Genomic DNA, 26,533 nt, shown 5'->3' on the forward strand with positions numbered 1-26,533 from the left:
CGGCTGGTCTCCCTCGCCGGACGGGCTTTCGCAGGACAGGCTTTCGCCGGACGGGCTTCGCGGCCCGTCCGGCGTTTTGCCATCCCGCCCCCGTTTGCCGTCCCGCCCCCGTCACGCCGTGTCGTCCGCCAGTTCCGCCACCCCCGTGATCCGGTGCAGCGGGTACGTACGGACCTCGTCCGCCGTGTGGTCGTACGCGGTCACGAAGCCGCCCTCGACCCGCACCGGCGCGATCACCCGCTGACTCGCCGCGCCCTCCGCGTTGACGTACCCGATCCAGAGCGCCGAACCGGTCATGGCGGCCGCCTGGACCGTGGCCAGGGTCTCCGCCGACGTCGTACGCGGCAGGTCACCCGACCTCGACGGTCCGGCCGCCTTTCCCGACGAGGACGACACCGCCCGCGCACGGGACCGTGAACCCGCCGGTTCCGGAACGGTCTTGTGTACGACGGTCGACGCCAGGTCCCCCGCCCGGATCGCCCGTACCGCCGCCCCCAGCAGCGTCGGGTCCGGCACCGGCGGACCGTCCGGCACCGGCGCGGGCGCCGTACGCGGAGGCGTCCGGTGCGCGTGCGCCCGGGTGATCAGGACGTCCCCGTCGGCGGACTCCGCCGCCGGCGCGAAGCCCATCGCCCGCAACCCCTCCAGCAGCGACGACGGATCCGCCTGTGCCGAGAGGACCGTCGGCGCCAGCCGCCGCAGCCGCATCCCCTGCGACCGCCGGTCGGCGACGATCTCGTCCAGCACCGCCTCGTCGTCGCAGCGCACGTACGCGTTGGCCGAACCGACCCGCAGATGACCGTGCTTGCGGGCCACGTCGTCCACCAGGTACGTGAGCGGCTGCGGCACCGGCGTACGGCTGTGCGCCCGGAGGAAGTCGTGCAGGCCGGTCGCCGACTGCCCGGCGTCCAGGGCCCGCCGTACGGACGCGGGGGTGAAGCGGTAGACCGTCGCCCCGCCCGTCGACTCCACCTCGGCGGCGACGGACAGCAGTTCGGCGAGAGGTCTCAGGAGAGGACCGGGCGCCACGGCCGTCAGGTCCGCCTGGAGCAGCACGTGGTCCAGCGGCTCGGGCAGCAGCGGCCTCAGGGCCGCGGCCGCGCGCAGACCGGCGGCGGCCAGGTCGGCGGGCGTGGGGATGATCCCCTCGGCGGGGTCGCCCAGCGCGTCGAGCAGTGCCCGGCCGTGGGTGGAGAGCGCGCCCCGGCCGGTGAGGCCGAGCATCTCCGCCTCGTTCAGCGTCCAGGCGGCGAGCCGCCCGCGCAGGTCGTCGGGGCGGCCGGCTGCCGAGGCGCCGCGCAGCGGGCGCTCCCAGCGCAGCCGGGCCATCAGTGACTCCGGGTCGGGCGGGGTGCCCTCGGGGAGCGTGGCGAGGAGGTCGAGGATCCGGCGGCGGACCTCGGGCGCGGGGCCCCGGTCCAGGTCCGGGCCGAGGGCCGCGAGCGTACGGCCCTTGGCGTCCTGGCCGCCGACCAGACCCGCCGTACGGGTCGCGGTCAGCCACGCGACGGCGAGCCGCGCCCAGCGCTCGGGGGAGGGCAGCTCCTCCCACTCGTCGTACGCGGGGGTCGGCGCGTACCGCTCGTCGGCCTCGCCGTCCGCCGCCAACAGCCCCGCCGCGTAGGCCAGTTCGACCCAGAAGGCGGCGATCGGCTCGGTGACGCCGAGGGCGGCGGCGGTGCGCTTCAGATCCCGTACGGACAGACCGCCGGCCCGCAGGACGTTCGGGCCGCCCTCGTTCCAGTCCTTGGCCAGCTCCTCGACGGTGGCGAGCGCGGTGTACGCCTGCCCCGCCGCCGTACTGTCCACAAGCTGGGGACGGGAACCGGAACCCGGCTCGCTCGTCCGGGGCGCGACGGGCGGCGCGACCGGCTCGATCACGCGGTGCGCCCGCCCGGCGCGCAGGTGCAGCGCCACCTCGCGGGGCAGGACGACGGTCCGGGTCGTCGCGGGCAGCAGCAGGCCCCGGTCGCGCAGCCACTGCACGGGCGGGGTGGGGCTGGACGTGACCTCGCCGTACGGCGGCCCCCACACCAGCCGGTCCAGCACGGACAGCGCCTCCATGGGGGCGGTGTCCAGCAGGGCGGCCATGCGGGTGCGGTCCGTGAACAGCTCGGTCAGGGACGCGACGGCGGAGACCGGGTCGTGGGTCGACGGCAGCCAGGCGGCCGTCAGGATCTCCTGGATCCGGCCCGGCGACATCCCGGCGGTCGCCTCGGCGACGGTCGGGCCGAGGCCGGTGGGGGACGGGTGCGTCGGCGAGGGCGCGAGCAGTTCGCGGGCGGTACGGACCAGCCGCAGCCGGGTGTCACCGCCCCAGATCAGCGCCTGGTCGCGCAGCCGTCCGACGGCGCCGGGCAGGGCGCGCTCGATGCGCGGGTCGCCCTCGTCGCCGGTGAGGAGCGCGCGGAGCGTGTCGTACGGCGCGGGCTCGGGGGCGACGGCGAGCGCTTCCGCCGTCTGGAGCGTGAAGCGGTCGAGCCGCTCCAGCGCCCGGACGACGGAGGCGCGGGTGCCCGCGCGGGTCGCGAGCTGCGAGAGGTCGTTGGGCACGGGGTTGAGCAGATCGGGTCGGGCGCGGAGGAGCGCGGTGAGGGAGTCGTCGCCCCGGGTGCGCAGGGCCTCCGCGAGGGTGCGCGGTGGCGTACCGCCGGTTCCATCTGGCACGTGCGCCTCCTGCTCAGGCTTCGCGGGTCCCCATCCGTCCCACGTTAGCCCCTGAGGAGCGGTCTGCCGCGCCCCCGGGCGGAGGAGGACGGGCGGGGAGGGGCGGGGGAGGCTTTCTTCGTACCGGGTGTACGGCTCGTTCGTACGGGGCGCGCGGCTTGTTCGCACGGGGCGTGCGGTTTGTTCGTACGGCGTGCGCGGGCTCGTTCGTACGGTTCCGGCGGACGTGTTCGGCCCGTACCGGCGGCTCGTTCCGGACGATACGGGCGGACCGTCGCGTACCGCCCCCGACGCGGGCGCGGAGGCGGCCGGGCGGGCTTGTCCGTACTGGACGTACGGGTATGACTCCGACAGCATCGCGTGCGTGCACCTGCGTGTACCTGTGGGAGGAACGTGTGGGGATCGAGAGCGACCAGCTCGTCTACGACTACCTGAGCCGGGTCGGCGACGCGGCGCGGCAGCAGCAGCTCGCGTCCGGGGACCGGATGAGACTGGTCTCGACGCTGCGCAACGAGATCGACCGGCAGCGCGGGAAGTTCGGCGGCGACAGCCCGGCGGCGGTACGGCGCATCCTCGGCCGCATGGGGGAGCCGAACGCGGTGGTGCGGGCGGCGTCGAGCGGGACGGACGGGTCCGGCGACACGGGGGGCGGGTACGCGCCGCCGCCGCCCCCGGCACCGGTGGTGCCGGAGCAGCGGGCGCGGCGCGGCGGCGGGTGGCTGGGCAAGGGAGGCGGCCGGGGCGGCAAGGGCACGGACTCGGGTACGGGGACAGGTATGGGCGCCCAGATCCCGGCCCAGTCGTCCGGCGCCCCCGCCTCCTCCACCTCCTCCACCTCCTTCGGATCCCGCGGACCGCACCTGGCGGGGATGGACGAGGTGGGGTCCTCGAACGGCAGGACCGACTGGTGGCGCGTCGAACCGGGCCCGATGGGCAACGGCCCGATGGGCGGCGGGATCGGGGTGCCGGGTTTTGTGGGCGGGGTGGAGATCCCCGAGATACTCGTCCCGCCGCCGAAGCCCGAGGACGAGGCGGCCGACGAGGCCGGTGACGCGACCGAGGCGGAGACCAGGGGCCGCCGCGCCTGGCGGGCACTGACGAAACGGCGAACCGGCCCCGAGGCCGGTGCCGAGCCCGTCGTGGAGGCGGCCGAACCCGAGGCGCCCGGCAGGCCCGTCCGCCGCTCCCACCCCCTGCTGCTGCTCGCCGCCGGGCTCCTGCTCGTGGGCGCGTTCCTCGGCTCCTGGCTGGCCCTCGCGGGCGGCTGGCTCCTCGCGTACGCCTCCCGTGCCCTCTCCCCCGCGGCGACGAAGTGGGCGGTCTTCGGCCTCCCGGGCGTCACGGTGGCCGGCGGCCTGCTCTGGCTCTGGGGGCGCGCGAACGGCCGCTGGGGCGAGGCGATCCCGGAGGGCGGCTGGAACGCCGCGATCTCGGACGCGGCCCCGGTGGTGATACGCACGGCGGCGATCGCCTCGGCCCTGTACCTGCTGTGGCGCTCCCGCAGACGGGCGTGACGGCGGCCCCTCGCTCTCCGCCCCGGACCCCGGCCCACTCCCGGCCCTGCGCCCGGCCCCCCGCCCGGTCCCGGGATGTCCCGTCGTCCTAGGCCTGAGGCCTCAGGCCCGGTACCGGGTCTCCTGAGATTCCCCAGGCTCAACGGCCCCCGGTGCCCCTGGGGTCTCCGTCGCCGCCCCGGCCTCAAAGCCCTCAGCGGCCTCAGCGGCTTCCCGCGCCCCCGGCCCCTCCGGCCGGTACGGCGCCCCCGGCACCACCAGGGGCGACCCCGTCACCGGGTCCGGGACCACCACCGACTCCAGGCCGAAGACCTCCCGTACCAGCTCCGCCGTCACCACCGCGCCCGGCTCGCCCTCCGCCACCACGCGGCCCTCCTTCATCGCCACCAGGTGGTCCGCGTACCGGGCCGCCTGGTTCAGGTCGTGCAGGACGATCACCACCGTGCGGCCCTGTTCGTGGTTGAGGCGGCGTACCAGGTCCAGGACCTCCACCTGGTGCGCGATGTCCAGGAACGTCGTCGGTTCGTCCAGGAGCAGCAGGTCCGTCTCCTGCGCCAGCGCCATCGCGATCCACACCCGCTGCCGCTGGCCGCCCGACAGCTCGTCCACCGACCGGTCCGCGAGCGCCGTCACGTCCGTACGTTCCATCGCGTCCGTCACCGCGCGCTCGTCCGCGTCCGACCACTGCCGCCACCACGCCTGGTGCGGCTGCCGGCCGCGCGACACCAGGTCCGCGACCGTGATCGCCTCCGGCGCGACCGGCGACTGCGGCAGCAGGCCGATCGACCGCGCGATCCGCTTCGTCGGGATACGGGACAGCTCCTCGCCGTCCAGCAGCACCGCCCCGCCCTGGGGCTTCAACAGCCGCCCCAGCGCCCGCAGCGTCGTGGACTTGCCGCACGCGTTCGGGCCGACGATCACCGTCACCCGCCCGTCGGGGACGGCCAGTTCCAGCTCGTGGACGACCGTACGGTCCTCGTACGCGAGCGTCAGATCCCGGGCGACGAGCCTGCTCATGCGGTGCCTCCTGCGGTACGGCTTCGAACGATCAACCAGATCAAGTACGGCGCCCCCACGGCCGCCGTCAGCACCCCCACCGGCAGCTCCGTCGGCGAGAACAGCTTGCGGGCCAGCAGATCCGCCAGGACGACGATCACCGCGCCCATCAGCGCCGAGCACAGCAGCGGGATCTGCGCGGTACGGGTCGTCCGCCGCGCGATCTGCGGCGCCAGCAGCGCCACGAAGTCCACCGGACCCGCCGCCCCCGTCGCCACCGACGCCAGGACCACGCCCAGCAGCACCAACCCGAGCCGGGTGCCCCCGAGCCGTACCCCCAGCGCCGTCGCCGTGTCGTCGTCCAGGGACACCGACCGCTGTGCGTACGCCGCCCACGCCACGGCGGGCAGCAGCGCCAGCAGCACCCAGCCCAGCGGCGCGGCCTCCTCCCAGCCCCGGCCGTTGAGCGAACCGGTCATCCACACCTGCGCCTGCTGGGCGACCAGATAGTCGCCCTTCGTCAGGAACAGCGTCGTCACCGACCGCAGCGCGATCGCGAACCCGATGCCGATCAGCACAAAACGCGTCGCGTGCAGCCCGCCGCGCCACGCGAAGACGTACACCAGCGCCGCCGCCGCGATCCCGCCGGCGACCGACAGGTAGGGGAGAGCCGTGTACGACGTGACGCCGAACGTCATCGCGCCGACGGTCAGCGCGCCCGCGCCCTGGCTGATGCCGATGATGTCCGGACTGGCCAGCGGATTGCGCGCGACCGTCTGGATCAGCGCGCCCGCGACCCCGAACGCGAGCCCCACGAACAGCCCGGTCACCATGCGCGGCAACCGCAGCGTCCCGACGACCAGTTCGTTCGGCGACGGCTGCCCGAGGATCACCTTCAGGACCTCGGACGGCGGTACGAAGCTCTCGCCGACGCTCAGATACGTCACGCACACGACCGCCAGCAGCACGGCCAGCCCCGCCGCCGCCCCGGCCGCCCGGCGGTGCAGGAGGAACGATCCGCGACCGGCCCGTACGACCGCATACCCCGCCGGGCCGACCCGGGGGCGGGCCGGGCGGGCCTTCTCCACGACCGCCGTCATGCCGGCACCGCCTTCCGGCGTACGAGAGCGACCAGGAACGGCACGCCGAGCAGCGCCGTCATCACCCCCGCCGGGACCTCGCCCGGCGGGAACACGATCCGCCCGATCACGTCCGACACCAGCAGCATCACCGGGCCGATCAGCGCGGCCATCGGCAGCAGCCAGCGGTGGTCGGTCCCGACGATCGCGCGAGCGATGTGCGGTACGGCGAGGCCCACGAACGCGATCGGACCGGCCGCCGCCACCCCCGCGCCGGTGAGCACGGTCGCGCCGAGCCCGCCCAGGATCCGTACCGCCGCGACGTTCTGGCCCAGGCCCTTCGCCACGTCCTCGCCCAGCGCCAGCGCGTCCAGGCCACGGGCCACGGACACCACCAGCACGGCGCCGAGCAGCAGGAACGGCCAGATCTGGTGGACCACGTCGGTGTCCCGCCCGGCGAGCGACCCGACCTGCCAGAAGCGGAACTCGTCCAGCGTCGACGCGTCCGTGGTCAGCACCCCCTGGGTCACCGACACCAGCAGCGCGTTGATCGCCGCGCCCCCGAGGGCGAGCTTGATCGGCGTGGCGCCGCCCCGGCCGCTGGAGGCGATCGCGTACACCGCCACCGACGCCAGCGCCGCGCCGGCGAAGGCGAACCACACGTACCCGGAGAGGGTGTGCACGCCGACGACCGAGATGGCCAGGACCACACCCACCGAGGAGCCCTGGCTGATCCCGAGGATGCCCGGGTCGGCGATGGGGTTGCGGGTGATGCCCTGGAGGACGGTGCCCGCGAGGGCGAGCGCGGCGCCCACCATGAGCCCGATCAGCGTGCGCGGCACGCGCAGGTGCCGTACGACCTCGGCGTCGTCGCCGTGCCCGCCGTGCAGGAGCGCGTCGAGCACGGTGGAGGGGGCGATGGCGCGGGCGCCGACCGCGAGGCTCAGCAGGACCGCGACGAGGAGCGCGACGACGGCGGCGGCCGTCCAGCCGATACGGCGGGTGACCAGGGCGTGTCTGGTACGGGGGGTCGGCGGGGCGGCGGCGGCCGGCATCGGAACCAATCGGGAGGTCGGGGTGTCAGCGGGAGACGTGAGCGGTGGGCGGTGGGCGCGGGCGTAAGGATGGTTAGGCTTGGCTAAGTCTAAGCAGCCCTTTCCGGCCATCCGCCGCCGGGCACAATGGCACCCATGGCCTCCCTCACCCCGCCGCCCGCGCTCACCGTCGGCTTCGACCTCGACATGACCCTGGTCGACTCCCGCCCCGGCATCCGCGCCGCGTTCCTGGCGCTCACCGCCGAGACCGGCGTCCCGATCGACGCCGACCTCGCGATCACCCGGCTCGGGCCGCCGCTCGAACAGGAGTTGGCGCACTGGTTCCCCCAGGACCGCGTCGCCGAAGTGGGGGACCGTTACCGGGAGATCTATCCCGCCTTCGCCATCACCCCCTCGACGGCCCTGCCCGGCGCGCGGGAGTCCGTCGCCGCCGTCCAGGCGTCGGGCGGCCGGGCGATCGTCGTCACCGCGAAGTTCCAGCCGAACGCCGAGCTCCACCTCGCCCATCTCGGCATCGAGCCCGATGTCGTCGTCGGCTCGCTGTGGGCGGAGGCCAAGGCGGAGGCGCTGCGCGCGCACGGGGCGGCGGTCTACGTGGGCGACCACACGGGTGATGTACGGGGCGCGCGGGCGGCGGGCGCGCTGTCCGTCGCCGTACCGACCGGGCCGTGCGACGAGGCGGAGCTGCGGGCGGCGGGGGCGGATGTGGTCCTGGCGGACCTCACGGCGTTCCCCGCGTGGCTGCGTACCTACGCGGCGAGGGTGGCGGAGGGTACCTACGCGGCGGGCGTGGCGGAGGCCGGGGACGCCTCGGCGGCCGCCGACCGCGCCTGACGGCGCTGGGCCGCCACGGAACGCAGGACGCCCGCGCCCGCGATGAGGAACCCGACGCCCATCAGCATGCTGACGAGGTACGCGGCGGTCGGGAACGGGCGGGTGTCGAAGAACAGGGGTGCCACGGTGGCCAGCGTGGCCACGGCGCCGACGATGAAGACGATCGCGCCGATCCGGACCAGGCCGTCGCCGGGGCCGGCCTCGTCCGCCGCGCTGGACGCGGGAGCAGCCGTGCGGGGTGCAGGAGTAGCAGTCACGGCACCAGGGTAGTTCCCTGCGGAACAGGAGCTGACAGGAACCGACCGGCAACGTCTTGTCACCGGCGCCTGGACCATTAGCCTTGGGGGTGGCGGGTCAGGCGACCCGCTGTAGTGCTATTCAGACCCTTTTTCGCGCGCGGCAGCGCATCGATGAGTACGAGGACGAGGACAGACGTGCCTACCGGCAAGGTGAAGTGGTTCAACAGCGAGAAGGGCTTCGGCTTTCTCTCCCGTGACGACGGCGGCGACGTCTTCGTCCACTCGTCGGTCCTCCCTGCCGGAGTCGACGCACTCAAGCCCGGCCAGCGCGTGGAGTTCGGAGTTGTCGCCGGTCAACGCGGGGACCAGGCGCTGTCGGTGACGGTCCTCGACCCGACGCCCTCGGTCGCCGCGGCCCAGCGCCGCAAGCCCGACGAACTGGCCTCGATCGTCCAGGACCTGACGACGGTTCTGGAGAACATCACGCCGATGCTGGAGCGCGGCAGGTACCCCGACAAGGCCAACGGGTCGAAGATCGCGGGCCTGTTGCGGGCGGTGGCGGACCAACTGGACGTGTGACGGGCCGGGGCCGTACCGGCTGAGGGCTGAGGGCTCAGACGAACCGCAGCGCGTCGTGGCGGAGGGGCGGTACGAGCCCCTCGGCCGCGGCGCGTGTGAGCAGCCCGCGCACCGCCGCGTACCCGTCCTCGCCGAGGTCGGCGGTGAACTCGTTGACGTACAGGCCGATGTGCTGGTCGGCGACCGCCGGGTCCATCTCCTGGGAGTGCTCCAGGACGTAGGGCCGTGACACCTCGGGATCGTCCCACGCCATCCGTACGGACGTACGCGCCGCGTCCGCGAGCAGACGCAGGGTCCCGGCGCCCAGCGAGCGCTTCGCGATGATCGCGCCGAGCGGGATCGGCAGCCCCGTCGTGGACTCCCAGTGCGCGCCCATGTCGGCGAGGCAGTGCAGCCCGTAGTTCTGGTACGTGAAGCGCGCCTCGTGGATGACCAGGCCCGCGTCCACCTTGCCGTCCCGTACCGCCGGCATGATCTCGTGGAACGGCAGGACGACGATCTCGCCCACCCCGCCGGGGACCACCTCGGCCGCCCACAGCCGGAACAGCAGGTAGGCGGTGGAGCGTTCGCTCGGTACGGCGACGGTCTTCCCGGTGAGGTCGGTGCCCGCCTCCTTCGTCAGCACGAGCGGACCGCAGCCCCGGCCCAGCGCGCCGCCGCAGGGCAGGAGCGCGTACTCGTCGAGGACGTACGGGAGGACGGCGTACGAGACCTTGAGGAGGTCGAACTCGCCGCGTTCCGCCATGCCGTTGGTGATGTCGATGTCGGCGAAGGTGACGTCGAGCGCGGGCGCGCCGGGCACCCGGCCGTGGGCCCAGGCCTCGAAGACGAAGGTGTCGTTGGGGCAGGGCGAGTACGCGATGTCGAGCGGGCGGGCGGGCACGGGCGCGGGTCCGGACGTGCCCCCGGCCTCGGGTCCGGACGCGGGTCCGGCTTCGGTGGCGGGCTGAGGCTGTGACGTCATGACGACTCCTCGAAGACGGGGGTGAGCGCCGCGAACGCGTACCGCAGCGCGTCCATCGCCGGGCCGATCCGCCAGGCGCCCCGGTCGCGCGGGCCGACCGCGTTCGAGACGGCCCGGATCTCCAGACAGGGGATCTCGTGCCCCGACGCCGCCTCCGCGACACCGAACCCCTCCATCGCCTCGGCGGCGGCGCGCGGGTGACGGCGGGTCAGTTCGGCCGCGCGGGCGGCCGTCCCGGTCACGGTGGAGACGGTCAGGACCGGCGCGAGGACCACCCGGACCGCGGGGTCGGCGGCCAGCAGCTTCGCCACCCGGCCGGACAGCGCGGGGGCGGGGCGGTGGACCGTACGGCCAAAGCCCAGTTCGTCCACCGGCACGTAACCGTCGGGGGTGTCGGCGCCCAGGTCGGCGGCGACGATCGCGTCGGAGACGACGAGCGAGCCGAGGGGCGCGTGGGGCGCGAAACCGCCGGCGATGCCGGTCGAGACGACCAGGTCGTACGGCGGGTCGTACGTGGAGAACGCCAGCGCGGTCGCCGTGGCCGCGGCGGAGGCGGCGGGGCCGACCCCGCCCACCAGGACGTCGACGACCGGTATCCGCACGGACGCCGGGCGCGGCATGTACTGGGCGTGGCCCCGCAACTCGTACCCGCCCGTCATCTCCCGCAGCCCGAGGGCGGTGAATCCGGCGAGTCCGGCGACGACGGCGTCCGCCTCGGCCGCCACCGCCGTCACTACGAGCACGTGCATGGCGGGGGCCTCCGGCGGGTCGGCTTCGGGGTCCTGGACGGGGTGAGGAGGGTTGCCTGATTCAGGAGGTCTTCCCGGGACTCAGGAGGTCTTCTCGAAGGTGAAGTTCCACACGCCGCTGAACGACTTGCCGTCGATCTTGAGGAAGCTGACCTGGCGCGTCTTGGGCGCGGGCTGGCCGGTCTGCGGGTCGGGGGCGAAGAACGCGGCGGCCGTCATCGTGCGGTACGTCTTCTTGGTCGGCTCGTCGAAGACCGGCGTGCCGTCCACGATGACGGCCCAGCTGTGGTCCGCGATGGACGGCTCGACCCCGAGGTGCACCTCGTCGGTGGAGTTCACCTTGACGGTGTTCTCCGCCTTCTTCTTGACGCAGTTCAGGAGGTCCTTCTGCGCGATGGTCTTGCCGTCGTTGTAGCAGTTCGCCCCGCTGTTCCACGAGTCGTCGCCGACGGTCACGGTCGCGAGCGGCGTCGGCTTGTCACAGGCGGCGAGGACGAGGAGTCCGGCGGACACAGCGCCGAGGGCGACGCCGGCCCGGCGGCCCCTACCAGAGAAGAACGCAACGGTCATGGGCCGAAGGTTATCGGTCGCCGGAGTCCGCGCCGCGCCGGGGGCGGGCATGCGGGGTGGGGCGTGGTCCCTCGTGGACGTCCCCGGATGTCTGGACGTGCCTGGGTGTCCGGGCGTCCGGACGTCGGCTCTCCGGTCAGCCGTGCTGCCCCAGGTGCTGGGACGGCGCGGGGCGCGAGGTGCGGATCAGCCCCCGTACGGCCGCCAGCGCGCCGAGCCCCATGATGCCCGCGGCGACGGACATGCCCAGCGAGCCGTTCAGCGGCAGGGCGATCCCGATCGCGCCGCCCACCACCCAGGACATCTGGAGCAGTGTCTCGGAGCGCGCGAAGGCGGACGTACGGACCTCTTCCGGTACGTCCCGCTGGATCGTCGCGTCCAGCGACAGCTTCGACAGGGCCTGGGTGAGCCCCGCCACCGCGCCCAGCACGGCCACCGCGAGCCCGCCGAAGAAGACGGCCGCGAAGATCGCCGCCGTCAGGGCGAGCCCCAGCATCGTGGCGATGATCAGCTCGGGGCCGCGCGACTTGAGCAGCGAGCCCACGGCCGTACCGAGGGCGTTGCCCACCCCGGCGGAGACCCCCACGATGCCCAGGGAGACGGCGGCGCTCTGCCCCGCGAGGGGGTGCTCCCGCAGCAGGAAGGCGAGGAAGAAGGTCAGGAAGCCGGACAACGCGCGGTGGGAGGCGTTCGCCTGGAGCCCGTGCAGGACGGAGGGCCCCACGGACCGCAGGCTGGGCCGCTTCTCGCCGTGCCGTACGAGCTGCGCCTTCCGCTCGCCCTTCGCCGAGTCGACCTTGGGCGGCAGGGTGAACGCGAGGATCGTGCCGCCGGTGAAGATCAGGCACGCGCCGTACAGCGGCCACTGCGGGCCGACGATCTGGAGGCCCGCGCCGATCGGCGCCGCGACACCGGTGGCCAGCAGTCCGGCGAGGGTGACCCGGGAGTTGGCCCGTACGAGGGAGAAGTTCGGCGGCAGGAGACGCGGTACGACGGCGCTGCGGACCACTCCGTACGCCTTGGACGCCACGAGCACGCCCAGGGCCGCCGGATACAGCTGGAGGCCGCCGGTCGCCACGAACGTGGACATGGCGATGGCGAGGATGGCCCGGGTCAGCATGGCGGCGGCCATCGCGGCGCGCCGACCGTGCGGGACCCGGTCGAGGAGGGGGCCGATGACGGGGGCGAGCAGGGTGAAGGGCGCCATGGTGACGGCGAGGTAGAGGGCGACGCGGCCGCGTGCCTCGTCGGTCGGTACGGAGAAGAAGACGGTCGAGGCGAGGGCGACGGTGATCATGACGTCGCCGGCGCCGTTCACGGCGTGCAGCTCGATCAGCTTGCCGAGCCCGGACTCGCCGGCGCCGTGGGCGTGGGTGGCCTTGCGGATGCCGCGCGCGGAGGCGGTGAACGGCAGGCGCAGGGCGTGCCCGACAGCCCGCCCCGTCCTGCGGAGCGGGCCGGCGTCGTCGGACGACCTTGCGGCTGCCACCCCGTCATAGTGCCCCACCCACAGGGGATGCGAACCGATCCCGTCCATGACGGGGCCGTGACAGTGCCATGACGGAGGAGCGGGGGGTGTCAGCGCGGGGGTCACCGGGACGGCGGACGGTGTTCATCCGGTCACGCGCGCGTGCCCGGTCGCGCGCGTGCTCCGCCGGGGCGGGGCGGCGTGGGTCACGCCGAACCGGGGATTCCGGGCTGACGCGCCGGAAACTCTCGGAGTGGGCCGAAATTCGCCGCAACCCGCCTCTCACCCGGCCTCACCAGGGTTACGGCATTGTTGCGGTGTGGCCGGAAGTGCGGGAAAGACGGCGTGCAGGTGGGCGGGGGGCGAGAGAGGGGGTAGCGTGCGTAGCGCGCCACCGGCGGTTGTTCTCGGCCGCGCGCCTCTTTGTCATCCCGCAGAATGGATGACGGTAGGTGTGCCCGGGAAGAGGTCGGGCGTGGACGTCGATGCGGCCCTCTGGTCCGCTCCGCCCTCGGCTCGTACATCGCTACTCGGCCGGCGCACCCGTGAGACGGCGTAGGAGAGAAGCGAGACCTGTGAGTGCTGCGACGACGCGAAGCCGAACCCCTGACCGTCTGTGCGCCGAGGCGGTAGACCTCGCCCGGTCGGCTGCCGAGGAGGCGGCCTACCCCGGTGTTGTCGGGGAACATGTCACGGCGGTGGCGGACGGGGACAGGGTCGTCACCCACTTCTTCGAGTGCAAGGAGCCCGGCTACCGCGGCTGGCGCTGGGCGGTGACGGTCACCCGCGCGTCCCGCGCGAAGCTCGTCACGCTGGACGAGACGGTGCTGCTGCCGGGCCCGGACTCCCTGCTGGCACCCGAATGGGTGCCGTGGAGCGAACGGCTCCGTCCCGGCGACATGGGCCCCGGGGATCTGCTGCCGACCGAGGCGGAGGACCTGCGGCTGGAGCCCGGGTACAACGCGGAGGAGTCGGCGCCGCCGAACTCGGTGGTGGCGTCGGCGGTGACGCCGCAGAACCTGGCGGACCTGGTGGAGGCGGAGGCGGCGGACGCGGTGGACGCGTCGGGCGCGTCGGGGGCGTCGGAGGCGTCGGGCGCGTCGGCCTCGGAATGGTCGCCGGAGTCCTCTCCCGGGTCGGCGTCCGGTACGGCGCGGGGGACGATCGCCGCGGTGGCGGAGGAGCTCGGGATGCGCCGGGCGCGGGTGCTGTCCCGGTACGGGCTGCACCTGGCGGCGGACCGCTGGGACGAGGGTTTCGGCGCGAGGACCCCGATGGCGCAGGCGGCGCCGGCGCCGTGCGTGTCGTGCGGGTTTTTGCTGCCGCTGGCGGGGTCGCTGAGACAGGCGTTCGGGGTCTGCGCGAACGAGTTCTCGCCGGCGGACGGGCACGTGGTGTCGCTGGCGTACGGGTGCGGGGGGCACTCGGAGGCGGCGGTGATGCCGCCACCGCTGAGGCCGTTGCCGCCGGTGATGGACTCGATGGCGACGGACGCGTTCCCCCTGGGCCCGACGGACGCGTAGCCCGCCCTGGGGCGGGCCCTTCTTGTCCTCAATCGCCGGACGGGCTTGTTTGTGGCGTCTGCCCGGGGCGCGGGTGCGGGTTACTGATGTCCTCAATCGCCGGACGGGCTTGATTGTGCCCGCTGCGGGCGAGTTCCTTGTCCGCGGGTCGGTTGCCGGGGGCCGGGCAGGGGTCGTGTCCTGCACTGCATGTTTTACGTCGCGTGCGCGCCCTCGTTTTGCGTAACGGTAGTCATGCGACACAAAACACGCTTTACGTTCCGGACACGACCCCTGCCCGTCCCCCTTCCAGGCCCGCGCACAAGACAACCCCGGCCCACCCCGGCGCGGGGCGGCAGGCAGCCTCCTCAAGCCGTCCGGCGCTTGAGGACATCTTTGACCCGCACGGGCGGCGCAACCCGCGCACAATCCAGCCTGTCCGGCGCTTGAGGACATCAGTAAGCGCCACCACTCACCGGCGCACCCCGGCCGCCCCATGCGCTGCGTACCGATGCCGGCGCAGCAAGACGCGACAGTCCGTCGCCTCACTCAATGCGCCGACGTCTAAGGCGAGTTGTTCCGCCCACCACCAGTCGTCGCACTCACGACAGTCGGCGAGTGGGAGAGGGGCCGACGTGGTGTCGACGGGCACACCCGTCAGCCGGACCCGTCCCGGGTCCGCGTCCCACGGCGCTCCGCCGAACTCGGGGCGCAGGAGCCAGCTACATCCCACCACCCCACAGAACTCCGCCAGCCTGCCCATCGCTGTGTCCAGAACCAGCGAACCTACCTTCGGTTGCGCCTTGGCGATCATGGATGGCTCCTCTGCCTGTGTACCCATGGCGTGCTGCGTCGACCATAGGGCACAACTGTGAGGTCTGTCTCAACAGTGAGGTGAGATGTGCGCGATGGAGTGGACCCCAGGCATCGTGGCGCGGGACAATCCGAGCGACGCCGACCAGGAGGGGGCCCATGCCGGCCAGGAGCTGTCCCACAGCGCGGCAGGTGCGACTGGGTACGGAGCTGCGCAAGCTCCGTGAAGCTGTAGGGATGTCGGGTGGTGCTGCCGCCGCCTTTCTTGGTGGAGAACGTTCCCAGATCAGCCACATCGAGGCCGGCCGGTGGGGCGTCAGTGGTGAGCGGATTCGTCGTCTTGCCGCGCACTACTCGTCCACGGACGCGCAGTTGATCGGTGCCCTCGTGGCGATGGCCTCGGAGCGAGGCAAGGGGTGGTGGGAGAAATATCGCGGCGCTCTGCCGCCCGGGTTGCTCGATCTTTCCGAGCTCGAACATCATGCGACGTACGTGCGTGCTGTCGAAATGCTGGCCGTTCCGGGCATCTTTCAGACGGAAGCCTATGCTCGGGCGATCTTCGAGAGCGGTAATCCCGGCATCGTCGATGATGACCTGGAAGTGAGGATCGAGCATCGCCTGGCACGGCGCAAGATCTTCGACGGGGAAGCTCCGCCCGAGTTTCATGTGGTGGTTCACGAGGCCGCCCTGCGGATGCGTTACGGGAGCCGTCAGATCGTGCGAGCGCAGTTGGAGTCTCTGCTGGAGGTCTGCGACTGGCCCCGCGTGACGATTCGTGTCATCCCGTTCAACATCGATGCTTTCATCGGCTCCGCGCAGTCGATGCTCTACGTGGGTGGGCCCGTGCCGCAGCTCGACACCGTGCATGTGGATGCCGTGGATGAAGGCGTGTTCCTGGACGCGGTGCCGTTGCTCGAGAAATACCGCTCGCTCTTCGGCATGGTGGAGAGTGTCTCGCTCGGTGCCGAGGATTCAAGAAAGTTCATTCACCGTCTCGTAGAGGAAATGTGAGTTGAAATGATGCCTGAAGAACTCGTCTGGCTGAAGTCCTCGTTCTCCAGCGGGAACACCAACTGTGTTGAGCTTGCTGTCGGGGATGATGGGATCCTCATCCGTGAGAGCGATTCGCCTGGGACGATAGTGAGAACAAGCCGCGAGAAGCTTCGCGCATTTGTTCTTGGGGTCAAGGCTGGCGAGTTCGACCACCTGATCTGATGTGTGGCCCGGGATGAGGGGGAGTTGTTCATGGCGGACCGTGATCCGTTACGGCGGCGGGGTGTTGAGCGGCTGGCTGCGGACCGGTGGGGCGGTGGGCGCTCGATCGGGGTTGCCGACACCGAGGGGCGGGAGCTGATCGTCGATCAGGTGGAGGTGGGGGAGGGGCCTGCGCCTGGAGGGGTTGCTGAGGTTCTTGGGGTTGAGGTGGGTGCGGGGGTGTGCGTGCGTCGGCGGCGGTATGTGGTCGACGGCAAGCCCGTTTCGCTGGCGACCTCGTATCTGCCCGCCGAGTTGGTGGCTGGTTCGGCTGTGGTGCGGGAGGACGCCGGGCCCGGTGGGATCTACGCGCGGCTCGGGGAGTTGGGCGTCGCGCCGGTGCACTTCCGCGAGGAGATTCGGTCGCGTATGCCGACTCAGGGTGAGGCCGAGCGGTTGGGGCTGTCCGTGGGGACCCCGGTGATTCTCGTGTGTCGTACCGCGTTCACCGCCGAGGGGCGGGCCGTTGAGGTCAACGAGATGACCCTCGACTCCGCGTCGTACGTTCTGGAGTACGACTTCGACGCGTAGCCAGTCGCGGGGGTCAGGAGTGGCTGGTCATTCGCGAGCTGCTGCCCTGAGCCCGGCCCCGGGGGCCCTCGTCGCTACCCCGCGACGACGTGGGGAGGGGTTCGCGCGGTACCTTCGGCCGCGTAGGTTCGGTCAGCCGAAGAGTGGAGTCATGCCGTGGGCGTCAGGACGACCGAGGGGGCCGACCCGTTCGGGACGGGGCGGTTGCGGCGTGGGGTGCTTGACGCGTGGGGGGCCAGTCCCGCGCGGTTCCGGGAGGACGCCAACGCCGAGGAGGACCTTGCCCTCGGCGGTTACCGCGACCGGTTGGTCGTCGAGCTTGCCCAGAATGCCGCCGATGCCGCCAGTAGGGGCAGCGGGGGTGGTGGGGTAGGGGGCGACGCACAGGGTCTTGGGCGGTTGCGGCTTCGGCTTGTGGCGGGTGACGGGGACGCGCCCGCCGTGCTCAGCGCCGCCAACACCGGCGCGCCCCTCGACGCCGCCGGTGTCGAGTCGCTCAGTACGCTCCGTGCCTCCGCCAAGCGCGAGGGGCACGAAGGGGCCGTCGGACGGTTCGGGGTCGGGTTCGCCGCCGTGCTCGCCGTCAGTGACGAGCCCGCCGTCCTCGGGCGCCACGGTGGCGTCCGGTGGTCGCTGGACGAGGCGCGGGAGCTGGCCGCCGAGGCCGCGCAGGGGAGTCCGGGGCTCGGCGACGAGCTGCGCCGCCGCGACGGGCACGTACCGCTGCTGCGTCTGCCCCTGCCCGCCGAGGGCGCGCCGCCCGAGGGGTACGACACCGTCGTCGTCCTGCCCCTGCGGGACGCCGCCGCGTTCGATCTGGTCGGGCGGCTGCTGGACGGGATTGACGATGCTTTGTTGCTCACCCTGCCTGGGCTCGCTGAGATTGTCGTGGAGACCCCTGGTGGGGAGCGCGTCCTGCGGCGGTCTGTCGAAGGGCCTTACGTGCATGTCGACGACAGCGCCGGCGGTGGGGACATCCACCGGTGGCGCGTCGTGACCCGCGACGGTGCCACCGCGCCGGAGCTGCTGGAGGGGCGGCCCGTCGAGGAGCGGCTCCGGCCGCACTGGGCCGTCACCTGGGCCGTGCCCGTGGACGAGGAAGGCGCGCCGGCCCGGCCCCGTACCGCCCCCGTCGTCCACGCGCCCACCCCCACCGACGAACCGCTGGGCGTGCCCGCGCTGCTCATCGCGTCGTTCCCGCTCGACCCGAGCCGCCGCCACACCGCCCCCGGCCCGCTCACCGACTTCGTCGTCGGCAAGGCCGCCGACGCGTACGCGGAACTGCTCGGCGCCTGGGAGCCCGTCTCCACCGGCACGATCGACCTCGTCCCCGGGCCCCTCGGCCAGGGGGAGTTGGACGGGCGGCTGCGCGCGGCGATCCTGGAGCGGCTGCCGCGCGTCGCCTTCCTCGCGCCCGCCGGGCCCAGCGAGGAGCTGACCGCGCTGCGGCCCTTCGAGGCGGAGGTCGTGGAGGGCGGGGGCGCCGACACCGTACGCGTACTGGCGGAGGTGCTGCCCACCCTGCTGCCCGCCGGGTTCGAGCGCCGCACCGAACTGCGCACGCTCGGCGTGGGGCGGCTGCCGCTCGGCGACGCCATCGACCGGATCGCCGGGGCGGAGCGCCCGCCCGAGTGGTGGCGGCGGCTGTACGAGACCCTCGCGGGCGTCGACCCCGACAGGCTGTCCGGGCTGCCCGTGCCGCTCGCCAACGGCCGTACGACGATCGGCCCCCGGCAGGTCCTGCTGCCGTTCCCCGACACCGAGGCGCCCGCCGATCTCGCCCGGCTCGGGTTGAAGGTCGCGCACCCCGACGCCGCGCATCCGCTGCTGGAGAAGCTGGGCGCGATGCCCGCGACCCCCCGGGCGGTCCTCACAACTCCCCAGGTACGCAACGCCGTTGCCGCGTCCATGGACGCCGGGGACATCTGGGACGAGGACGCGGACACCCTGGACGCCGAGGAGCTGGCGGAGACCGTCCTGCGGCTGGTGCGGGACGCCGGGCTCGAACCGGGCGACGAACCCTGGCTGGCCGCCCTCGCGTTGACCGACGAGGACGGCGAGCTGGCGCCCGCCGGTGAACTCGTCCTGCCGGGAAGCCCGTTCGCCGCCCTCATGCGGGAGGACGAACTCGCCCTGTGTGACGCGGACTTGGCCGCCAAGTGGGGTGAGCAGCCGCTCGCCGCCTGTGGTGTGCTCGCCACCTTCGCGCTCGTACGGGCCACGGACGTCGTCCTCGACCCCGACGAACTGGAGCCCCGCGAGGGCGACTTCGCCGAGCCGGACGACGCCGGGCTGCTCGACGCCGTGGACGTCTGGTGCGAGGACGTGCTCGACCGGCTGCCGGAGACGCCGGTGCCGCCGGTCGCCACCGAGATCGTGGCCGTACGGGACCTGGACCTGGTGGACGACGACGCCTGGCCGCAGGCCCTCGCGCTGCTCGCCCGCCCGCCGCTGCGGGACGCGCTGACGCAGTCCGTACGGGTCCTGCTGCCCGACGGCACGACGGAGTCCGTACGGTCCTACACGGCGTGGTGGCTCCGGGACCATCCCGTCCTCGACGGCCGCCGCCCGGCCGGTCTGCGCGCGGCCGGCGGCGACCCGCTGCTGGCCGGGCTGTACGACCCGGTGGACGCGTCCGGCTTTGACGACGCGCAGGTGTTGCACGCGCTGGGGGTACGGACCTCCGTCGCCGCCCTCCTGGACGAACCGGGCGGCGCGGCCGAGCTGTTGGGCCGCCTCGCCGACCCGGACAGGATGGTGGGCGCGCCGCAGCTCCACGCCCTGTACACCGCGCTGGCGGACCTCGACCCGGACCAGGTGACGCTGCCGGACGAGCTGCGGGTGGTGGTGGACGGTGAGGTACGGGTGGTCGACGCGGGGGACGCGGTGATCGCCGACGCGCCCGATCTGCTGCCGCTGGCGGGCGGGCTGGCGCTGCTGCCCGTATCCCCTTCGCAGGCGGGGGAGTTGGCGGAGCTGTTGCAGGTACGGCGACTGGGCGAGACGGTCCCGGCGGAGGTGACGACGGAGGGCGAGGAGCACGACGTACCGGAGCCGGTACGGGCCCTGCTGGGCGCGGGCACGCCGGAGACGTACGTCGAGCACGAGGAGCTGGTCGCCGGGGGCGTCGAACTCGACTGGCGGCGTACCCCGGACGGTGTGGTGCACGCGGCGACGCTGGAGGGCGTGGCGGCGGGGCTCGCGTGGGCGGCCGGGCAGTGGCCGCGGCGGTTCGAGGTGGCGGCGCTGCTGGAGGATCCGTCGCGGACGGAGGAGCTGGAGCGGGACCGCTGGTTCGACTGAGTTTTGGCCAGGTCTGGTGTGTTTCTGGTCTTCGTAAAGGAATGACCGTACGTACAACCATTGGCCAGAGCTTCCGGTCTGGTCCTGCGAGTCACCCAGACTCGCAGGACCAGTACTTGGGGAACACATGCGTATTCGTGCCACCGTCATCGCCGCGGCCTCCGGCGCACTGGCGCTCTCCGCCCTCGCCGTACCGGCCTCCCAGGCCGCGCAGCAGGGCGGCTCCCAGGCCGCGATCGCGCACCTGACCGGCGCCGTGCAGGACGTCGCGAAGGACCACACGGCCACGCCCGCGCCGTCGCTGAAGCGTTCGGCGCTCGCGGCGGCGGTCAACAAGCCCGCCGTGATCACCAAGGCCTCCGTGAACGGCGGCAAGCCGATCGTCGTCACCGCGACCGAGACCAAGAGCAGGAAGGTGCCGTTCTCGGTCACCGCCACCGACGCGTCGGGTGTCGCGGTCGCCGTGGCCGGCCTCTGGTCGGGGACGAACGCCGACTCGTTCGACCCGGACGCCGACTCCGTCACCTGCAAGGTGGTCAACAAGACCACGACGACCTGCACCGGCAGCGTCACGATCAAGCCCACCCAGCTGAAGAACGCCGACGCCACGTCCTGGCACGTCCTCGCGGTGGCGTACGGCAACGACGACGACATCGACGTGGACGAGCCCGGCCTGAACGAGTCCGCCTCCACGGTCGCGTTCCAGCGCGCCTCCCAGCTCACGGTCGACGCCACCCCGGAGCCCGTGAAGAAGGGCAAGACCGTCACGGTCACCGGCAAGCTGTCGCGCGCCAACTGGGAGACCAACAAGAACGCGGGCTACGCCACCCAGTCCGTGAAGCTCCAGTTCCGTAAGAAGACGAGCACCGCGTACACCACGGTGAAGACGGTCAAGACGTCCTCCACCGGCACCCTCAAGACCACGGTCACGGCCTCGGTCGACGGCTACTACCGCTGGAGCTTCGCCGGTACGGCCACGACCCCGGCGGTCAGCGCGGCGGGCGACGCGATCGACGTGAAGTAACCACGTCACCCTCGCGAACGACACGCCGGTCGGCGATCTTCGCGAAACCTTCGTACCTGTGTACAACCTTCGGTTCGGCTTGCGGGTCTGGTGTGTGGGTCACCAGGCCCGCACACCTCCCCGGGGAGTTCACACATATGCGTATTCGCACCACCGTAGCCGTCGTGTCCGGCGCCCTGGCCCTGTCCGCCCTCGCGATCCCGGCCTCGCAGGCCTCCCAGGCGTCGCCGTCCCGCGGCGACTTCCCGGTGAGCGACCGTTACGGGTTCCCGGCGGAGCAGCGCGCCGCGCTCCCGAAGGCGGGACAGCGCTCGCTCGCCGCGAAGGCCGCCGTCCCGGTCGTCAGCAAGATCGTCATCAACGGCGGCAAGCCGATCGTGGTCGGCACGACCAACAGCAAGAAGGTGACGATCTCCGTCACCGCGTCGGACGACTCCGGCATCGACGGGTTCTCCACCATCATCTGGCGGGGCACGTCCCCGGAGGACCCCATCTGGGCCTTCTACCAGAACGAGGAGTCCGCCACCTGCAAGGCGGCCACCGCCACCACGTCCACCTGCTCCCTCACGGTGACGGTCCCCTCCGAGCAGCTGATCAACGAGGACGCGACGACCTGGAAGGTCGGCGCCTGGGTGACCTCGAAGGACGGCGAGGACACCAAGATCGACGCCTCCGGCACCGTGAAGATCCAGCGTGCGTCGAAGCTGACGGTCGACGCGGCCCCCGAGCCGGTGAAGAAGAACGGCACCGTCACGATCACGGGCAAGCTGTCGCGTGCGAACTGGGACACCGGGCTGTACGCGGGCTACTCGACGCAGTCGGTGATCCTCCAGTTCCGTAAGCCGACCACCACCGCGTACACCAACGTCAAGGGTGTCAAGACGTCCACGACGGGTGCGCTGAAGACCACGAACAAGGCCACGGTCGACGGCTACTACCGGTGGAGCTTCGTCGGTACGGCCACGACCCCGGCGATCAACGTCGCTGGCGACTACGTCGACGTGAAGTAGTCCTCGCGCGGTAACGCCCGCGAACGACACAGCGGTTGGCGATCTTCGCGAAATATTCGTAAGTGTGTACAACCATCGGTGGGACCTGCGGGTCTGGTGTGTTGAGTCATCAGACTCGCAGATCTCCACGGGGAGTTAACACATATGCGTATTCGTGCCACCGTTGCCGTCGCGACCGGCGCCCTGGCCCTGTCCGCCCTCGTAGTGCCGGCCTCGCAGGCAGCGGACTCCCACAAGGAGCACCCGAGCCTCAGCGAGCACGGGTTCGCGTGGAAGGACCGCGCGCCGCAGGCGAACAAGCGGGCGCTGGCCTCGAAGGCAGCGACCCTGCCCGTCATCACCAAGACCGTCATCAACGGCGGCAAGCCGATCGTGCTCGGCACGACCGGTACCAAGAAGGTGACAGCCACCATCACGGCGTCCGACGACTCGGGCATCGAGGACGCCTTCGCGATCCTGTACACCGGCGGGACCGGCGTCGACGACGAGAACAGCTACGGCTACGCGCCCGACGGCGAGGCGGCGACGTGCAAGGCGGCCAGCGCCACCACGTCGACCTGCACGCTCACCTTCACGGTCAGCCCGCTGGACCTGTGGAACACGGACGCCAAGACGTGGCAGGTCTACGCCGCGGTGCTGGGGACCGACCTGGACATCACCGAGAAGGACAAGGCCACCTCGGTCAAGTTCCAGCGCGCGTCGCAGCTGACGGTCAACGCCGCGCCGGAGCCCGTGAAGAAGAACGGGACCGTCACGGTCACCGGCAAGCTCTCGCGTGCGAACTGGGACACCGGGAAGTACGCGGGCTACGCGACGCAGTCGGTCATCCTCCAGTTCCGTAAGAAGACCAGCACCGCGTACACCAACGTCAAGGGTGTCAAGACGTCCACGACCGGCACGCTCAAGACGACGACCAAGGCGACGGTCGACGGCTACTACCGGTGGAGCTTCGTCGGTACGGCCACGACCCCGGCGATCAACGTCGCCGGTGACTACGTCGACGTGAAGTAGTCCTCAGCGCGGTGAAGTGAGAGGCCCGTCCCGGACATCCGTCCGGGGTGGGCCTCTCGCCGTACCGCGCCTCCCGCGCTTCCTCCGTCACGCCGCCGCCGTCACCGCCTGGTGGAAGTGCCGGTCCACCCACCGCCACGCCACCTCCAGCAGCACCGCCCCCACCACCGCGATCGCCACCGCCGCCCACGGCAGCGTCGCGCCCACCAGCCTCAGCGCGAAGAAGTGCTGGAGCGACGGCACCCCGAGCACCACCAGGAACGCGACCACCATCGACACCACCAGCAACAGCCGCCACCACGTGTACGGGCGCGCGATGATCGCCAGCACCCAGATCGAGACCAGGAACAGGGTCAGCGTCGCCGCGCTCGTCTCCGCCTGGAGCGAGCCGGGCCCGCTGTAGTGGCTCCGCGCCAGCATGTACGTCGCGAACGTCGTCGCCGCCGCGATGACCCCGCTGGGCACCGAGTACCGCATGACCCGCCGTACGAAATGCCGTCTCGCGCGCTCCTTGTTCGGCGCCAGCGCCAGGAAGAACGCCGGGATGCCGATCGTCAGTGTCGACAGCAGCGTCAGGTGCCGGGGCAGGAACGGGTACTCCACCTGGAAGCACGCCACCAGGATCGCGATCAGCACGGAGTAGACCGTCTTCGTCAGGAAGAGCGTCGCCACCCGCGTGATGTTGCCGATCACCCGGCGCCCCTCCGCCACCACCGACGGCAGCGACGCGAAGCTGTTGTCCAGCAGCACGATCTGGGCCACCGCCCGCGTCGCCTCGGAGCCCGATCCCATCGCCACCCCGATGTCCGCGTCCTTCAGGGCGAGGACGTCGTTGACGCCGTCCCCCGTCATCGCGACCGTGTGGCCGCGCGCCTGGAGCGCGCCGACCATCTCCCGCTTCTGCCGCGGCGTGACCCGGCCGAACACCGTGCCCGCCTCGATCGCGTCGGCCATCTCCTCCGGGTCGGTGGGGAGTTGGCGGGCGTCGACCGTGTGCTCCGCGCCCGGGAGACCGAGCTTCGCGGCCACCGCGCCGACCGAGACCGCGTTGTCGCCCGAGATGACCTTGGCCGCGACCCGCTGGTCGGCGAAGTACCGGAGGGTGTCGGCCGCGTCCGGCCGCAGCCGCTGCTCCAGGACGACAAGAGCGGTCGCCTTCGCGCCGACCGCCACGTCGGGGGCGGTGAGCCCGGCCGCGGCCGCGTCCCCCGCCACCCGCGCCAGCAGCAGCACCCGTAGCCCCTGCTCGTTGAGCCGGTCGATCTCCGCCGGCGCCGGGTCCCCGTCCGGCAGCAGTACGTCCGGGGCGCCCAGCAGCCACCCCGAGACCCCGCCGTCCCCCTCGTCGAAGGTCGCCCCGCTGTACTTCCGCGCCGAGGAGAACGGCAGCGCCTCCGTCGCCCGCCACGGCGCCCGGCCGTCCTGGTACGCGTCCACGATCGCCTGGAGGCTGGCGTTGGGCCGGGGGTCGGACGCTCCGATCGCGCCGAGGACCCGCCGTACGTACGACTCGTCCGCGTCGCCCAGCGGCCGCAACTCGCTCACGAACATCCCGCCCTCGGTGAGCGTCCCCGTCTTGTCGAGGCAGACGACGTCCACGCGCGCGAGCCCCTCGATCGCGGGCAGTTCCTGTACGAGGGCCTGGCGGCGGCCGAGCCGTACGACCCCGATCGCGAAGGCGACCGACGTCAGCAGGACCAGACCCTCCGGGATCATCGGCACGATGCCGCCGATGGTCCTGGCCAGGGAGTCCTTGAAGTCGTTGCGGTTGACGACGAGTTGGCTGACGATCAGGCCGGCCGCGGTCGGGATCATCATCCACGTCACGTACTTGAGGATCGTGCTGATGCCGTTGCGCAGCTCCGAGTCGACCAGCGTGAACCGCGAGGCCTCCTCGGCGAGTTGGGCCGCGTACGCGTCCCGCCCGACCTTCGTGGCCCGGAACGCGCCGCCGCCCGCCACCACAAAACTGCCGGACATCACGGGATCGCCGGGCTGTTTCAGTACGGGATCGGCCTCGCCGGTCAGCAGCGACTCGTCGATCTCCAGACTGTCCGCCTCCACCATCTCCCCGTCGACCACGACCTTGTCACCGGGGCCCAGTTCGATGAGGTCGCCGAGGACGATCTCCGAGGTGGAGAGGGCGGCGGCGACCCCGGCCCGCCGGACGACGGGCTTGGCCTCGCCGATGACGGCGAGGCCGTCGAGGGTGCGCTTGGCCCGCATCTCCTGGACGATGCCGATGCCCGTGTTGGCGATGATCACGAAGCCGAAGAGTGTGTCCTGGATCGGCGCCACGAAGAACATGACCGCCCAGAGCACCCCGATGATCAGGTTGAAGCGGGTGAAGACGTTGGCGCGGACGATGTCGGCGGAGGAGCGGCTGCTGCGGACGGGGATGTCGTTGACCTCGCCACGGGTGACCCGTTCCGCGACCTCGGCGGCGGTCAGGCCGGTGGCACGGGCGCCGGCGCCCGCGCCGGGGGTGTCCGGCGTGGGGGTGTCCGGGGCGGGTGACGTACCGCCGCCCGGTTCCGGGCCATCGGTCTCACTTGTCGCCCGCCGGGCCCGCTGAGTCATGGTTCCGACGGTACGACCCGGGGGGCGCGTTTCCGTGGTGGGCAGGGCGAAGATCGGGGCCCGGTGGGCCAAGATCCGACCTTGGGAGGAGACGGATGGGCCTGTGGCGGTACGGATGCCCCCGACAGGCATCTTTCGCGGGTCGGTGAGGCTCGGACCCCTCAGGTCCCGGAGGTGCCTTCCGCCGCCGCGCGCTTGAGCGCCGCGTCCCGCCCCCGTACGTACCAGATGCCGATCAGACCGAGCCCGGCCCCGGCCAGGCACGTCCAGATCCACCATGCGTGCCCGTGATCGCTGAACCATCCGTAGAACGGCAGCTGTACGAGGAAGAGGACGAACCAGATGATCGTCCCGCCCACGACGGTGCCGACCACCGGCCCCTCCAGGGGCTCGGGCGCCTCACGCTGGGGGTATCTGGTCGGAGAACCGGTCATGGGGGCAGTGTAGGTCGGGGCCGTCCGGCCCGAGGCACCCGCCTGCCGCAGCTCCCCGCGACGCCCGCTCGCCACGCCCCCTGGCCTCCCCGGGACGTTTTCCTACGGCACCCCGTAGAACTTCTCCGTCTCGTCCACGGCCGCCTGGAAGCGTTCGTCGAAGTCGTCGCGGACGAGCGTCCTGACCACATAGTCCTGGACGCTCATCCCCCGTCTGGCGGCATGCCGCCTGAGCCGGTCGAGCAGCTCACCGTCTATCCGCAGGCTGAGCACTGTCGATCCCATGCGTTCCAGGGTCGGGGGCGGACACGCTTCCTCGTGTCGCTTTCGACGGCATTCTCACTCGTTCGAGTGGTC

Annotated in this window: 22 protein-coding genes and 1 pseudogene; 11 read left to right on the top strand and 12 right to left on the bottom strand. The window is 72.2% G+C overall.

The window, feature by feature from the left end; genetic code table 11:
- Positions 1-111: 111 nt before the first annotated feature.
- Positions 112-2,667: a helicase-associated domain-containing protein gene (locus ACIODU_RS24230; RefSeq protein ID WP_401769861.1), complete on the bottom strand. Its 2,556-nt coding sequence runs from the start codon at positions 2,665-2,667 to the stop codon at positions 112-114.
- A gap of 395 nt (positions 2,668-3,062) precedes the next feature.
- Between ACIODU_RS24230 and ACIODU_RS24235 the strand changes: the two genes are divergently transcribed.
- Positions 3,063-4,181 carry a hypothetical protein gene (locus ACIODU_RS24235; RefSeq protein ID WP_401769862.1) on the top strand — a complete coding sequence of 373 codons (1,119 nt, stop codon included), beginning with the start codon at positions 3,063-3,065 and terminating at the stop codon, positions 4,179-4,181.
- A gap of 102 nt (positions 4,182-4,283) precedes the next feature.
- Here the strand turns inward: ACIODU_RS24235 and ACIODU_RS24240 are convergent, their stop codons facing one another.
- From ACIODU_RS24240 to ACIODU_RS24250, 3 genes are read right to left on the bottom strand one after another with little or no spacing between them, the layout of a single operon-like run.
- Positions 4,284-5,198: an ABC transporter ATP-binding protein gene (locus ACIODU_RS24240; protein WP_401769863.1), complete on the bottom strand. Its 915-nt coding sequence runs from the start codon at positions 5,196-5,198 to the stop codon at positions 4,284-4,286.
- Positions 5,195-6,277: a FecCD family ABC transporter permease gene (locus ACIODU_RS24245; protein WP_401769864.1), complete on the bottom strand. Its 1,083-nt coding sequence runs from the start codon at positions 6,275-6,277 to the stop codon at positions 5,195-5,197. The genes ACIODU_RS24240 and ACIODU_RS24245 overlap by 4 nt, the downstream gene beginning before the upstream one ends.
- A complete protein-coding gene (locus tag ACIODU_RS24250) occupies positions 6,274-7,311 on the bottom strand; it encodes a FecCD family ABC transporter permease (protein WP_401769865.1) in 1,038 nt (345 codons plus the stop codon). Before ACIODU_RS24250 ends, ACIODU_RS24245 begins: the two co-directional genes overlap by 4 nt.
- Positions 7,312-7,437: 126 nt before the next feature.
- On the opposite strand from ACIODU_RS24250, the gene ACIODU_RS24255 reads away from it, so the two are divergent.
- Complete coding sequence (locus tag ACIODU_RS24255) at positions 7,438-8,145, top strand: HAD family hydrolase (protein ID WP_401769866.1); 708 nt, start codon at positions 7,438-7,440, stop codon at positions 8,143-8,145.
- On the opposite strand, the gene ACIODU_RS24260 is transcribed toward ACIODU_RS24255, so the two are convergent.
- A complete protein-coding gene (locus ACIODU_RS24260; protein WP_356431569.1) occupies positions 8,088-8,402 on the bottom strand; it encodes a hypothetical protein in 315 nt (104 codons plus the stop codon). The genes ACIODU_RS24255 and ACIODU_RS24260 overlap by 58 nt on opposite strands.
- Before the next feature lie 177 nt (positions 8,403-8,579).
- Between ACIODU_RS24260 and ACIODU_RS24265 the strand changes: the two genes are divergently transcribed.
- Complete coding sequence (locus ACIODU_RS24265) at positions 8,580-8,963, top strand: cold-shock protein (RefSeq protein ID WP_161312687.1); 384 nt, start codon at positions 8,580-8,582, stop codon at positions 8,961-8,963.
- Positions 8,964-8,997: 34 nt separating this feature from the next.
- Here the strand turns inward: ACIODU_RS24265 and ACIODU_RS24270 are convergent, their stop codons facing one another.
- The 4 genes from ACIODU_RS24270 to ACIODU_RS24285 all read right to left on the bottom strand — a co-directional run bounded on the left by ACIODU_RS24270 (position 8,998) and on the right by ACIODU_RS24285 (position 12,735).
- Positions 8,998-9,927, bottom strand: coding sequence for a 1,4-dihydroxy-6-naphthoate synthase (locus ACIODU_RS24270; protein WP_401769867.1), 930 nt, complete (start codon positions 9,925-9,927; stop codon positions 8,998-9,000).
- Complete coding sequence (locus tag ACIODU_RS24275) at positions 9,924-10,676, bottom strand: futalosine hydrolase (protein WP_356431571.1); 753 nt, start codon at positions 10,674-10,676, stop codon at positions 9,924-9,926. The genes ACIODU_RS24270 and ACIODU_RS24275 overlap by 4 nt, the downstream gene beginning before the upstream one ends.
- A gap of 81 nt (positions 10,677-10,757) precedes the next feature.
- The gene (locus ACIODU_RS24280; protein WP_401769868.1) at positions 10,758-11,246 is read right to left on the bottom strand and encodes a DUF2771 domain-containing protein; all 489 of its coding nucleotides are present in this window, start codon (positions 11,244-11,246) and stop codon (positions 10,758-10,760) included.
- 136 nt (positions 11,247-11,382) lie between these two features.
- Positions 11,383-12,735, bottom strand: a complete 1,353-nt coding sequence (locus ACIODU_RS24285) for an MFS transporter (RefSeq protein ID WP_356431575.1) — start codon at positions 12,733-12,735, stop codon at positions 11,383-11,385.
- A 554-nt stretch (positions 12,736-13,289) separates the two neighbouring features.
- On the opposite strand from ACIODU_RS24285, the gene ACIODU_RS24290 reads away from it, so the two are divergent.
- The 8 genes and pseudogenes from ACIODU_RS24290 (at position 13,290) to ACIODU_RS24325 (ending at position 23,162) form a co-directional block, all read left to right on the top strand.
- Positions 13,290-14,237, top strand: coding sequence for a DUF3027 domain-containing protein (locus tag ACIODU_RS24290; protein WP_401769869.1), 948 nt, complete (start codon positions 13,290-13,292; stop codon positions 14,235-14,237).
- Between the two features lie 951 nt (positions 14,238-15,188).
- Complete coding sequence (locus ACIODU_RS24295; protein WP_356432914.1) at positions 15,189-16,040, top strand: helix-turn-helix transcriptional regulator; 852 nt, start codon at positions 15,189-15,191, stop codon at positions 16,038-16,040.
- 6 nt (positions 16,041-16,046) lie between these two features.
- A complete protein-coding gene (locus ACIODU_RS24300; RefSeq protein ID WP_401769870.1) occupies positions 16,047-16,244 on the top strand; it encodes a DUF397 domain-containing protein in 198 nt (65 codons plus the stop codon).
- Positions 16,245-16,280: 36 nt separating this feature from the next.
- Positions 16,281-16,814, top strand: a pseudogene (locus tag ACIODU_RS24305) (UTRA domain-containing protein); the annotation flags it as partial.
- 156 nt (positions 16,815-16,970) lie between these two features.
- Positions 16,971-20,117: a sacsin N-terminal ATP-binding-like domain-containing protein gene (locus tag ACIODU_RS24310; RefSeq protein ID WP_401769871.1), complete on the top strand. Its 3,147-nt coding sequence runs from the start codon at positions 16,971-16,973 to the stop codon at positions 20,115-20,117.
- Between the two features lie 127 nt (positions 20,118-20,244).
- Positions 20,245-21,141, top strand: coding sequence for a calcium-binding protein (locus ACIODU_RS24315; RefSeq protein ID WP_401769872.1), 897 nt, complete (start codon positions 20,245-20,247; stop codon positions 21,139-21,141).
- Between the two features lie 137 nt (positions 21,142-21,278).
- A complete protein-coding gene (locus ACIODU_RS24320) occupies positions 21,279-22,151 on the top strand; it encodes a DUF5707 domain-containing protein (RefSeq protein ID WP_401769873.1) in 873 nt (290 codons plus the stop codon).
- 144 nt (positions 22,152-22,295) lie between these two features.
- Positions 22,296-23,162: a DUF5707 domain-containing protein gene (locus ACIODU_RS24325; RefSeq protein WP_401769874.1), complete on the top strand. Its 867-nt coding sequence runs from the start codon at positions 22,296-22,298 to the stop codon at positions 23,160-23,162.
- 87 nt (positions 23,163-23,249) lie between these two features.
- Here ACIODU_RS24325 and ACIODU_RS24330 read toward each other — a convergent pair whose 3' ends face one another.
- The 3 genes from ACIODU_RS24330 to ACIODU_RS24340 all read right to left on the bottom strand — a co-directional run bounded on the left by ACIODU_RS24330 (position 23,250) and on the right by ACIODU_RS24340 (position 26,461).
- Positions 23,250-25,742 carry an HAD-IC family P-type ATPase gene (locus tag ACIODU_RS24330; protein WP_401769875.1) on the bottom strand — a complete coding sequence of 831 codons (2,493 nt, stop codon included), beginning with the start codon at positions 25,740-25,742 and terminating at the stop codon, positions 23,250-23,252.
- A 161-nt stretch (positions 25,743-25,903) separates the two neighbouring features.
- On the bottom strand, positions 25,904-26,176 hold the full coding sequence (locus ACIODU_RS24335) for a DUF2530 domain-containing protein (RefSeq protein WP_356432927.1): 273 nt from the start codon (positions 26,174-26,176) through the stop codon (positions 25,904-25,906).
- A 102-nt stretch (positions 26,177-26,278) separates the two neighbouring features.
- A complete protein-coding gene (locus tag ACIODU_RS24340) occupies positions 26,279-26,461 on the bottom strand; it encodes a ribbon-helix-helix protein, CopG family (protein ID WP_161309965.1) in 183 nt (60 codons plus the stop codon).
- Positions 26,462-26,533: the final 72 nt, after the last annotated feature.

Source organism: Streptomyces sp. NPDC088261, assembly GCF_044740805.1.
Classification (GTDB): Bacteria; Actinomycetota; Actinomycetes; order Streptomycetales; family Streptomycetaceae; genus Streptomyces.